General features: G+C 67.6%; 11 protein-coding genes and 3 pseudogenes. 3 read left to right on the top strand and 11 right to left on the bottom strand.

Annotated elements, in window-relative coordinates:
* On the top strand, positions 1 to 678 hold a 678-nt coding region (locus VJT49_RS23165; RefSeq protein WP_324167001.1), incomplete at its 5' end, for a hypothetical protein.
* A 42-nt stretch (positions 679 to 720) separates the two neighbouring features.
* Here VJT49_RS23165 and VJT49_RS23160 read toward each other — a convergent pair.
* From VJT49_RS23160 to VJT49_RS23145, 4 genes are all read right to left on the bottom strand, one after another.
* Positions 721 to 1,032, bottom strand: a complete 312-nt coding sequence (locus VJT49_RS23160) for a helix-turn-helix domain-containing protein (RefSeq protein ID WP_324167000.1) — start codon at positions 1,030 to 1,032, stop codon at positions 721 to 723.
* 259 nt (positions 1,033 to 1,291) lie between these two features.
* Positions 1,292 to 1,543 carry a hypothetical protein gene (locus VJT49_RS23155; protein WP_324166999.1) on the bottom strand — a complete coding sequence of 84 codons (252 nt, stop codon included), beginning with the start codon at positions 1,541 to 1,543 and terminating at the stop codon, positions 1,292 to 1,294.
* Positions 1,544 to 1,649: 106 nt separating this feature from the next.
* Positions 1,650 to 1,805 (bottom strand): hypothetical protein, encoded by a 156-nt coding sequence (locus tag VJT49_RS23150; RefSeq protein WP_324166998.1) that lies wholly within the window; start codon positions 1,803 to 1,805, stop codon positions 1,650 to 1,652.
* A 34-nt stretch (positions 1,806 to 1,839) separates the two neighbouring features.
* Positions 1,840 to 2,679: a helix-turn-helix domain-containing GNAT family N-acetyltransferase gene (locus tag VJT49_RS23145; protein ID WP_324166997.1), complete on the bottom strand. Its 840-nt coding sequence runs from the start codon at positions 2,677 to 2,679 to the stop codon at positions 1,840 to 1,842.
* 101 nt (positions 2,680 to 2,780) lie between these two features.
* On the opposite strand from VJT49_RS23145, the gene VJT49_RS23140 reads away from it, so the two are divergent.
* Both VJT49_RS23140 and VJT49_RS23135 read left to right on the top strand, forming a co-directional pair.
* Positions 2,781 to 4,118 carry an FAD-dependent oxidoreductase gene (locus VJT49_RS23140; RefSeq protein WP_324166996.1) on the top strand — a complete coding sequence of 446 codons (1,338 nt, stop codon included), beginning with the start codon at positions 2,781 to 2,783 and terminating at the stop codon, positions 4,116 to 4,118.
* A 16-nt stretch (positions 4,119 to 4,134) separates the two neighbouring features.
* Positions 4,135 to 5,365 (top strand): annotated as a pseudogene (locus VJT49_RS23135) (MFS transporter).
* A 50-nt stretch (positions 5,366 to 5,415) separates the two neighbouring features.
* Here the strand turns inward: VJT49_RS23135 and VJT49_RS23130 are convergent.
* The 7 genes and pseudogenes from VJT49_RS23130 to VJT49_RS23105 form a co-directional block, all read right to left on the bottom strand.
* The gene (locus tag VJT49_RS23130) at positions 5,416 to 5,931 is read right to left on the bottom strand and encodes an arsenate reductase ArsC (RefSeq protein ID WP_324166995.1); all 516 of its coding nucleotides are present in this window, start codon (positions 5,929 to 5,931) and stop codon (positions 5,416 to 5,418) included.
* A gap of 1 nt (position 5,932) precedes the next feature.
* Positions 5,933 to 6,037 (bottom strand): annotated as a pseudogene (locus VJT49_RS35405) (hypothetical protein); the annotation flags it as partial.
* 39 nt (positions 6,038 to 6,076) lie between these two features.
* Positions 6,077 to 6,937, bottom strand: coding sequence for an MIP/aquaporin family protein (locus VJT49_RS23125; protein ID WP_324166994.1), 861 nt, complete (start codon positions 6,935 to 6,937; stop codon positions 6,077 to 6,079).
* A gap of 245 nt (positions 6,938 to 7,182) precedes the next feature.
* A complete protein-coding gene (locus VJT49_RS23120) occupies positions 7,183 to 8,616 on the bottom strand; it encodes an MFS transporter (RefSeq protein ID WP_324166993.1) in 1,434 nt (477 codons plus the stop codon).
* Positions 8,613 to 9,197, bottom strand: a complete 585-nt coding sequence (locus VJT49_RS23115) for a TetR/AcrR family transcriptional regulator (RefSeq protein ID WP_324166992.1) — start codon at positions 9,195 to 9,197, stop codon at positions 8,613 to 8,615. Before VJT49_RS23115 ends, VJT49_RS23120 begins: the two co-directional genes overlap by 4 nt.
* Before the next feature lie 604 nt (positions 9,198 to 9,801).
* Positions 9,802 to 10,416, bottom strand: coding sequence for a group II intron reverse transcriptase/maturase (locus VJT49_RS23110; RefSeq protein WP_324166991.1), 615 nt, complete (start codon positions 10,414 to 10,416; stop codon positions 9,802 to 9,804).
* Positions 10,380 to 11,152 (bottom strand): annotated as a pseudogene (locus VJT49_RS23105) (hypothetical protein); the annotation flags it as partial. The pseudogene VJT49_RS23105 and the gene VJT49_RS23110, both read right to left, overlap by 37 nt.

Raw genomic sequence — 11,152 nt, 5'->3', positions numbered from 1 at the left:
CTCGAAATGGGCGAAGATTCATCGCCGGAGAGCCTCGCCAGCGCATACATGAACATCCACGAGACGCTCCTACTGTTCTCTGTGGTCCGGCATTTCTGGGTGCGAGACGATTTCAGCTCGCTGAGCAACCTTCTGCTTATCAAGGACGGTCCGCTGACCCTTCGTGGCCAGTATTCCAAGCTGGTGCCCGCGATTCGGTCCTTGCTCGCCGAGGCCACAATCCGAAAGCACCCCATCTATCTCATCGGGCAAGAGAAAACAGGGCATCTCGTCGATCATCTAGCTGAGTTCGCCGCCCTGTCGTCACCGGTGAAATCTACCGACCTACCGCGCTATGCGGTGCTGTCCCACAGGTACGTCCGGGAAGAGGTCTACCGGACGCCGGATCTCGTCAACCCCTACGGTTACCGCACCAACTACGGGGAAAAAGTCTTCGTCAAGCTCGATCCCTACAGTTGGATGGTGCTCAACGCGCCCACTGGCGAGTATCTGGACGACAAGGACAAGCCAGCCTCCATCGACGATCTCATCGGTTTCGACCGGGTCCTTGCCACTCTGCCGTCATTGGTGAGCTACCACAACGAAGGCGCGCTGATCCCAATCAATCTTGCTAACGGCGTGGCGTCACTCTCCAGCTACCCGTCAGCGGCGGTCTTGAAACTGTTCGCCGGGCTGTGATCAAACTACGTTGGCGAAGGCGTCGGGAAATGGACCAGGAACTCACCGCTCTCTCCCGCTCGTATCTCTCATCTTCACCCCTCGGACCCGTAGCCGGTTCCACACTGTCGTGGAGTCCACGCTCAGCTTGTCGCCGATGCGTGCCAGCGACCAGCCGCCCTCGTACAGCCGCACTGCCTCGTCGATCTGCTCCGGCGAGAGTCCTCGCCGTCGCATCGTGACGCCATGCCGCTTCAAGATCTTTCCGACCGCCTGCCGGGATGTTCCGAACTTCTCGCCCAGCTCGTAGACCGTTGCACCCGCTTGGTAGTCCTTGATCAGCTCCTCGACCTGTTCGGTGGTGAGCTTCTTCACCCGATCTGGAAGCTGGGCAGGTTCGCGCCGAACAGTGGGAGTGCCTGGCCTGGGTAGCTCGCGCAGCAGGGCCTTCAGCTCCCTGAGTTGGTCAGGGGTGTTGGAGTAACCTCCTCCAGGGTCCACAGATGAACCCCCTGCGCACCCCCTAAGCACTGTAAAACCGCAGGTCAGCGGCTTTCAGGGGGTGGCGCTGGTGTCGGGTTTCTCGCCAGAAAATCGGCTATTCCCCCAAGGTGTATCCCGGCTCCCACCAAGGTCATAGGGCGAGCGTGAACTGGTCGCGGTGGAAGTCGAAGTGCTGGGTCGGGAAGTGGTAGACGTCGGCGAGGGTCATCGTCTCGCGGAAGAACGGATCCCACCGAGTCGGGAAGCGCATGGACCGCGCGAGGTCATCCTCGGTCTCGATGTCCAGGCGCCGGTGCAGGGAGCCGACGACTCGATCGAATAGCGCGCCGAGTGTTCGCCGGGGCAGCACCGTGCCGGCGAGCCAGGCGCCTGCGTAGTTCACCGCGTCAAGGGCGCGGTCACGGCGTTGAGCACGTGAGCGAAGCGTCGGCCTGCGCTGCTGGGGAGCCGGTCGAACGTCACGATCAGGCCGCGCAGCGCCCGAATGATCAGATACCCGAGCAGCATGTGGAACAGCAGTTGTTGTTGTTACACCGGGTGCCGTTGGTCGGGCGGCGAAGATCGACGTCCGAGGCGTGGTCGAGGAGTTCGTGGAAGTTCGCTCGCGCTCGGTCGATCTCGTCGTGTACTGCTTGCCGATCCACGCTTCCAGTGTCCTCGCGAATCGCCGGTCTGGTGTTAGTTGACGGGTGAGCGGCGTTCGATGAGGACGGTGTCGTGCCAGGTGCCGTCGAGTTGGGCGATGCGTTCGCGGATGCCGACGGTGCGGTAGCCGGCGGAGTGGTGCAGGGCGATGCTGGCGCGGTTCTCGGTAAAGATCGCGGTTTGCAGCATCCAGAGTCCGGCGGCGTCGGCGGCGGTGACTTGCTTGTACAGCAAGGCTTTGCCGACGCCTCGGCCGCGATGGCCGTCGGCGACGTAGATCGAGGTTTCGGCGACGCCGGAATAGCAGTCGCGGCCGGAGACGGGGCTGGCGGCGGTCCAGCCGACGACCTGTCCGTCGAGTTCGGCGACCCACCTGTGCTCGGGCAGCCACTTCGCGTCCAGGCTGGCCCGGCTGGGCACGGTGGTCTCGAAGGTCGCGATCCCGGTGGCGATGCCTTCGCCGTAGATGCGCCGCACCACGGCCCAGTCGCTGGGTTCGAGGGCGCGGACGGTGACGTCGGCGGGCACGTCGTCAGGGCAGCGCGGGCGCGGGGCGAGCAGGCCCATGACGGCGTCAGCGGCGTGCGGTAGCCCGGCGCAGCAGGCTTCGTTGACGGTGACGATCGTGGCTGTGCCCTCCTTGCGGAGGCGGACGAAGCCGACGTCGGCGAGCTTGCGCACGTGGTGCGAGGTGGTGGACTGGCTGGTGCTGAGGATCTCGGTGAGCGCGCCGACGGTGATGCCCTTCGGGCTGGTGGCCACGGCGTGCAGCAGCCGGACCCGGACGGGTTCGGCGAGGCAGGCGAACCACTCGGCGTAGGTGGTCGCCTCGCCGGTGGGCAGGACCTGGGCCTGGGGCAGCGCGATCGGCATGGCGCCGAGTGTATCGATCGAAATCGATGGTTGCATCCATCGAGGCTCATCGATACTCTCGGCCGAGTCAATCGATTTGGATCGATGAAAGCGGGTGTGGGATGTCCGAGTTGCCAGTGGTGGTCGTGGGAGCGGGGCCGGTCGGTTTGGCCGCGGCGGCGGAACTGGTCGAGCGGGGGCTGCCGGTCCTGGTGCTCGAACGCGGCGAGCAGGCGGGTGCGGCGGTGGCGCAGTGGCATCACGTGCGGTTGTTCTCCCGGTGGGCCGAGCTGGTCGCACCGGCCGCGCGCCGGTTGCTGGAGCCACGGGGCTGGCGGCACCCGGAAGCCGATGGCTATCCGACGGGTGAGGAGTGGGCGCGGCTGTACCTGCGCCCCTTGGTCGACGCTCTCGGCGACAAGGTGCGGTTCGGCGCGGAGGTCGTCGGTGTCGCCCGCCGGGGCCGCGACCGGGTCGTTGACGCGGGGCGGGACAGTGAGCCGCTGACCGTGCACGTCCGCAACGCCGATGGCAGCGAGGAGCGGATCGCGGCGCTGGCGGTGATCGACGCCTCGGGGACGTGGACCTCACCGAACCCACTGGGCGGGGACGGTCTGCCCGCAGTCGGTGAGACCGCTACTCTCGACCGGATTGCTTACCAGGTCCCGAATCTCAAGGATGCCACGGTGGCCGCGCGGTACGCCGATCGGCATGTAGTGGTGGCTGGTGCCGGGCATTCGGCGTTGACCGCGCTGGTTGCCTTCGCCGGGCTTGCTGAGCAGCGTCCGTCGACGCGGATTACGTGGCTGTTGCGCCGTGGCGCGGTGGGCGCGGTGTTCGGTGGTGGCGATGCTGATCAGCTCCCCGCCCGTGGCGCGCTGGGTCTGCGCGCGAAGGCTGCGGTTGAGGCTGGGCATATCGAGGTCGTCACCGGGTTCCGGACCGAGGCCGTCGAACGCGACGCTGAGGGCCGGTTGACGCTGGTGTCGTCGGAGGGGCAGCGCGTCGAGGCGGTGGACGAGGTCGTGGTGCTGGCCGGGTTCCGGCCGGACCTGTCGTGGCTGTCAGAAGTGCGCCTGGCGCTGGATGCGACGTTGCAGGCTCCGGTGGCGTTGGCGCCGTTGATCGGCCCGAACATGCACTCCTGCGGCACCGTCTACCCGCATGGGGTGAAGGAACTCGCGCACCCGGAGCCGAATGTGTTCCTGGCCGGGATGAAGAGCTACGGGCGAGCACCGACATTCCTGCCGATGACCGGGTATGAGCAGGTCCGTTCGATCGCCGCCGAGCTGGCCGGCGACCGGGAGTCCGCCGAGCGGGTGGAGCTGGTGCTGCCCGAGACCGGGGTCTGCGGCGGCGCTGGACTGTTCGCCGCCCCGGCCGACGCCGCCTCGGGTGGCTGCTGCGGTGCACCCGCTGATGTCCAGGATTTGTCGCTGGCCGCGCCGTCCGCCCGCTGACACCCGATGACACCCGATGACAGCCTCGCAGGCTCTGCCCGAGTTCGATGCGGCGACTCGGGCGGGGCTGCGGCGAGTGCTGGTGGTGCTGTGCGCCACGGAGATCACTAGCTGGGGCGTGCTCTACTACGCCTTCCCCGTGCTGGCCGGGCACATCACCGCCGCGACCGGTTGGCCGACCGCCGCGATCACCGCGGCGTTTTCGGCCAGCCAAACTCATCGCCGCACTGGTCAGTATTCCGGTCGGGCGGTGGTTGGACCGCCACGGTCCGCGCGGAGTGATGAGCGCGGGTTCGCTGCTGGCGGTGCCAGCGGTTGTCGCGGTCGCGTGCTCACCGAACCTGGCGTGCTTCCTGGCGGCGTGGCTGGTGGTCGGGGTGGCGATGGGCGCGGTGCTGTATCCGCCCGCGTTCGCCGCGCTGACCCGTTGGCATGGCCCGAACCGGGTCCGCGCGCTGACCGTGCTGACCTTGGCGGCGGGGTTGGCGAGCACCGTGTTCGCGCCGCTGACCGCGTGGCTCTCGACGCACCTGGACTGGCGCGGCACCTACCTGGTGCTCGCCGGAATCCTCGTGCTGGTCACGATTCCCGGCCACCTGTTCGGGCTGCGGTTGCCATGGCCGCCGCGCCCGCCCATCGAGCCGCAGCACGCCCATGCCGCGAATCCGAGCCGGGTGGCACGCAGCCGATCTTTCCTCGTCCTGGTCGTGGCGTTCAGCGGCGCGGCGTTCGCCACGTTCGCGGTCGTGGTCAACCTGGTGCCGCTGCTGACCGAGCGAGGCGTCGGTACCGGAACTGCGGCGGTCGCGCTCGGGCTTGGCGGCGCCGGGCAGGTCGCCGGCCGCCTTGGCTACGCCGCCCTCACCCGCCGCACCAGTGTCCGCACGCGGACCGCGCTGGTCTTGCTCGCGATGGCCACCACCACTGCCTTGCTCGGCGTGCTCACCACCGTATCCACGTTGATCATGGCGGCGATCCTCGCCGGGACGGCGCGCGGCGTGTTCACACTGCTGCAGGCCACCGCGGTCACCGACCGGTGGGGGCCAGTTCACTACGGCCACCTCGGTGGCCTGCTGTCCGCGCCGTTGACGATCGCGATGGCGCTCACCCCGTTCGCCGGGGCCGTCCTCGCCGAATGGGTCGGCGGTTACGCCACCGCGTTCCTGGTTCTGGCCGCGATGACCATCGTCGCAGCAGTGTTTTCCCTTGCCAGCACAGCACAACTCGCACCGAAGGGAGGCTCGTGACCGACAGCGACGCGATGCCCGCCGCACCGCCGTGCTCGAGTACGACGTGGCTAGGACGCGGCGGGTAGGAGTTCGGCCAGCAGCGCCTGCACGCGCCGGTCGATGTCGTCGCGGATCGCGCGGACCTGCTCGACGGGTTGGCCGGCGGGGTCGTCGATGGTCCAGTCCTCGTAGCGCCGTCCGGGCAGGATCGGGCAGCTGTCACCGCAGCCCATCGTGACCACCACGTCGGCGGCGGCCAGCACTTCGGTGGTGAGCGGCTTGGGGAACTCCTCCTCCAGCGACAATCCGGCCTCGCCCATGACGTGCACGACGTCGGGATAGATCGCCTCGTGCGGGTTCGAGCCGCCAGTGCGGATGTGCAACCGGGTGCCAGCGTGGTGGCGAGTCAGCGCGGCGGCCATCTGCGAGCGGCCCGCGTTGCCGACACACACGAACAACACCTCCGGCACCCGCTTGACCGTCTTGCCCTCGGCCTGGGCCAGCGCGTCGAGCCGCTGGACCGTCCAAGGTGGGCAGGAAGACGGTGACCCTGGCTGTTTCGCCGAGCCGGTCGTAACTGTCATGGAACAGGCTCTCGATGCGGTCGCGATCGAACAGCCCGTCGTAGCGGTAGGCGAGCTGGTTGATGATGCGCGCGGCACCGGTGTCCAGATCCGGTGGGTGTTCCATTTCGGGGCCTCCTCAGCGAGGCGAGATGTCGGATGCGGGTCAGCCGCGGGAGGACACAGCCGTGTGCGGGACGACGACCTCGGCCGCCTGGCTCGGCGTGACGCCGGGGTAGAGCGCGCGGACGAGCAGGAGCGCGAGCTCACCACCGACCACCTGGGCGGCGATGAACACCGGGGCCGACGCGGGGGCGATACCGGCGAAGGTGTCGCTGAACATGCGGCCGACCGTGATCGCGGGGTTGGCGAAGCTGGTGGAGCTGGTGAACCAGTACGCCGCCCCGATGTAGGCGCCGACCGCCGCCGGTGCCCGCTCGCCGCGTCCGGACCGGGCCAACGAGAAGATCACCAGGATCAGCCCGACGGTCGCGACCACCTCGGACAATCCATGCGCCACCGTGGCCCGGTGCGTGGTGCTGATACTCACCGCGCCGGCCGAGAACATCAGGTTCGCCAGCACCGCGCCACTGACACACCCCACGATCTGCACCGGCAGGTACGCGAACGCGTGACGCCACGACAGTCCGCCGAACGCGGCATCCACAAAGGACACGATCGGATTGAAGTGCGCGCCGCTGACCGGACCGAACATCAGGATGATCGCGAATAGGCCCGCTGCGGTCGCCGCCGCGTTCTCCGTGAGCTGCAAGCCGGTGTCACCGGGCGAGAGCCGTTGCGCGGCGATCCCCGATCCGATCACCAATGCGGCCAGCAGCAGGCTGCCGAGATACTCGGCCATCAGCTTGCCGAGTTGCCGAGCACGCCGCGGCCGGTCTCGCTTGCCCGACGTCGGTTCGGGGGCGCCGAGGCTGGGGAGCTTCTCGCGAAGCTGTTCCAGGGCTCTGACCTGGTCTTTCGGGTTGTAATAAGCCCCCCAAGCTCCACAGACGAACCCCAGCGCCACCCCCTGTACACTGAAAACCGCAGTTCAGCGGCTTGTAGGGGGTGGCGCTGGTGTCGGCTTTTCTGCCAGAAAATCGGCTATTCCCCAAGGTGTGTCCCGGCTCCCGCCGAGGTCATCAGGCGGGCGTGAGTTGATCGCGGTAGAAGTCGAAGTGCTGGGTCGGGAAATGATAGACGTCGGCGAGGGGCATCGTCTCGTGGAAGAACGGATCCCACCGGGTGGGGAAACACGGTGACCGCGCGAGGTCACGACTGGTGCTGCTTGCTCCGGGAGGCGTTGATTCCCGCCGCCAGTACGATGGTGACCAGTGCCAGCACGCCGGCCGTCCAAGCGGCGGTGGAGTAGCCCGAGTCGGTGGGGGCGAAGCTGCCGGTCGCGGTGTGCGCGGCCAGGATCAGGCCGCTGACCGCGCTGCCGAGGGAGAAGCCGACCGAGCGCACGACCTGGTTGACGCTCATCGCGGCCGCGGTCTCCTCGGCCGGGGTGACCGCCAGGATCGCCTGTGGCATTACCGCGGAGAAGCCGCCAACGCCGAAGCCCAGCACGCCCATGACCACGATCGGCCACACCACACCCATTCCGCGGACGCTGACGAACAGGACGCACGCGAGGGCGATCACGATACCGTTGGCGGTCAGCAGGCCGAACGGGCTGACCTTCTGCCGTATCTTCGGCACCACGCGGCCCGCGACGAATCCCAGTGCCGAGAACGGGACCAGCACCAGGCCCGCCTCGACCTCATTGAGCCCGTAGCCGTAGCCGACCTGCAAGGGGGTCTGCACGAAGCGGGTGATCAGGGTGAAGAGCAAGTACATGGCGATGCCGGAGACGAACATGACCACGTTGGCGCCCGCGACCGCCGGGTGCCGCAGCGCGGTCAGGTCCACCAACGGGCGCGCCACCTTCCGCTCGACGACGACCCAGGCGGCCAGCACCGCGGCGCCGACGAGCAGGATCAACACGACCGGCAGCGGGTTGCTCGACCACCAGCTCGACTGGCTGGTCACCAGGAGCACTGCCACCAGGCCGACGGAGAGCAGGGACGCGCCCAACCAGTCCACCGACTCATTCGCAGGCGCGGCGGAGGTGTCGCGCGGGATGGCGACCACGGCGGTGATCAGCGCGGCCACGGCGACCACTACGGCGAGCAGGTAGGCCACGCGCACGCCGCCGAGCTGGGCCAGCAGGCTCGCGATCGGGTAGCCGACGCCGATGCCGACAGTGGAGGCCACCGACAGCATCGCGATCGTGCTCACCGCGCGGTCGCCGAGGTGCTGGCGGGCGGTTGCCATCGTCAGCGCGGTCAGGCCCAGGCCGACCCCCTGCGCGGCACGGCCGACCAGCAGCACCACGAACGGCGCGGGTACTACGGTGGCCACGCTGCCCAGCGCCACGATGGCCAGCGTGGCCAGAACGACCTTTCGCCTCCGTTGGGTGGAGCCCAGGCGGCCGAGCAGCGGGGTGGCCACGGCACCGGTCAGCAGCGTGATGGTCAACGTCCACTGCGCGGTGGACAGCGACACGTCGTAGTCCTTGGCCACGGACGTGATCAGCGGTGCGCCCAAGCTCCCGATCGCCGCGACCACCAAAGCGATGAAGACCAGTGCCGCCACCAGGGTGGTGCCGCCCCGGCCGGCACTCTCCGCCTGGCCCGTCTCCGGCGTCGTGGAAGCACTCACTGGTTGTTCTCCTCGGTCAGGTGATTGAACAGTCCCGCGTGGATGCGGGTGCGGATGCCACGGGCCCACTCCGCGTCGACGTCGTCGATGTCCAGCGCGGCGGCGACGTTGAGCAACATGCCGTAGGCGACGAAGCTCTTCACAGCCACCGGCGGCATGCCGGTGTGGTCGGCGGTCGCCGCCCACATCCTGGCCATGTGCTCGCGCACCACCTCGCGGACCTCGCGGTCGCCACAGGCGGCGAAGGCCTGCAGTTGCACCAGCAGCTCGGTACGGTCGGCCAGGGCGCGGTCGTAGTACCCGCCCATGACCGCGATCGACTCCGCCCCGGAGGTGTGCCCGGCGGCGCGGTCCATGCCTTCGATGAGCCGCGTGAACGCACGCTGCACCACCTGCAGGAACAGGGCCTTCTTGGTGCCGAACAACCGGAACACGTAGGCCTGCGAGATCCCCGCGCGGCGGGCGAGCGCCTCCGTCGACGCGCCGTGCAGCCCAGCTGCGGCGAACTCCTCGGCCGCCAGCTCCAGCAGCTGTTCGCGCCGCTGCTGGGCGGGCATGCGCTCGACGGCACCTGTACTCACAGGCAGTGAGGTTAGCAGAAAGTAGTTACTAACCACTAACAATCTTGGGTATTCACCATCACCCTGGCCTCGGCGATGTCAGCGACCACGCGCGTCTTGCCGTGGTGCGGGTTGTGAGCTCGAGGTCGACGACCTCGTAGGAGCCCGGCGCTTTCCGGACCACGACTCCGCGGGTGTGCACGATGGGGCCTCCACCCAGGGCTGGGGCAAAGTCGTGTTTCAGCTGGTTGAGATCAGTTTGATGGCTCGTGGAACGCCGCCGGTGCGCGCCCGGTAGGCGTCTTCGCCCATTGTCAATGTCGCGGACCCAGTTTGTTCTTCATGTGCCAGTGCCCGCGGATGTAGCGGGCCAACTCGGTAGGCTGGGCCTGTGTGGCGGTCAGGGACGTCACCGCGTACACCGTCTCGCGGGTCGTGCTTTTGGTGCCGCCCTTGCGTTTGCGGGTCCGCACAATCTGGACGGCCTGGGCGGCGTGCGGGACTGGTTGCGCAACGCCGTCGTGGAGTCAGCCGCGCGGCGCGGTGCCCCTTGCGGGTCGTTTCCGCGCGGCTGCTCCCCGAACCCGGCGGGCGAGTTTCCCCGCACCTGGGCTCTCCGGTGCTGCTACTGCGTGCCGTGGTGCCGGTGGATGTCGGCGTGACAGTCCGCGCAGACGATCAGGGTCTTCCGTCGCCTGGCTCGCATCGCCTGTACCCAGTCCGGCGCCGTCGTCGTGTTGTATCGGTTGAGGTCGGTGAGTCGTGTGACGTGGTGGACGGTGATCCCGTCACGCGACTCGCATAGTTCGCAGATCCCGGCCGTCAGCCGGTCGATGAGTTGGCGACCCCGCCGGGTCGGCCACGCGCCGTCGATGAGATGCGCGTGCTTGTTGCGGCGCAGCGGGATGCCGCCGAACCGGGCGGTGAAAACCGTGCCCGAAGGTGCGCGCTGGGCCGCTTCGAAGCATCGTCGTTTCCCGTGCGGGGTCTCGACGGTTGTCTCGTGGCGGCGGCGCATCACCCAGGGTGGGCGGCGGTGTTTGGCCGCGAGGGTCGACAGCATCGACCGTTCCATGACGTAGCGGAGCTTGTTGAGCCAGCTGATGTTTCCGGCCATCTGGTAGTACTGGACATAGCCTCGATACTCCGATCCGTAGGTGGCCACGATGTTGTGGTCGCTGGTGCGGATCAGTGCGTTGCGGATCAGGGTTTGCCCTGCCCGCGCTGATAGGTCCGGCATCTGGTGTTGACAGTCCCCGGTGGCACGCCCAGGGCGATATTGCCGTTGATGTAGCGGTGTCCCTTGGTGTGCCAGGTGTCGGCCTGTTTGGTCCAGATGTCGTAGCGGAGGAACCGCGCCTTGCGGGTGCGGGCGTGGGTGATCAAGGTCTTCTCGGTGGAGAGTTCCAGCTTCAGTTCCTCGCGCAGGAACATTGCGAGCTGGTTCTTGATCTGCTCGGCTTCGGCCTTGGTGCCGACGAAACCTAGGAGGTGGTCGTCGGCGTAGCGGCAGTAGCGCAGCCGCCGGTAGCCGGGGTCGTTGACATCCACGCTGGGGATCGACTTCTGCCGTTTGCGCAGCGCTTTGACCTTGTCTCGGTCGCCTTTGCGTCGGTAGTAGCCGATCGTGGCGGTGATGTTTCCGTACTCCCGGTTCTGGCGGCGTGCCGTGCCACGTGTGTAGGCCGGGATCAGTTGCTGTTCAACGAATGTATCGAGCCGGTCGAGGTAGATGTTGGACAAGATGGGCGACCTACGCCCCCAACGCAGTTGGCAATGTTGGGTATGGTCACCCTCCGTGTCGGTGTTGTCGGTGTTGTCGGTGTTGTCGGTGTTGTCGGTGTTGTCGGTGTTGTCGGTGGATGGTGACTCGTTGGTGGTGCGTTCGCGGATGGGGATGCGGTGGCGGATGGTGATTTTTTCGGGGCCGATGAGGACGTCTTTGACGAGGAGCCGCAGGACGCGTTGGCGTTCGT

This window comes from Amycolatopsis sp., assembly GCF_035276945.1.
Taxonomy (GTDB): domain Bacteria; phylum Actinomycetota; class Actinomycetes; order Mycobacteriales; family Pseudonocardiaceae; genus Amycolatopsis_E.
This window is presented reverse-complemented; position numbering and strand designations above follow the sequence as displayed.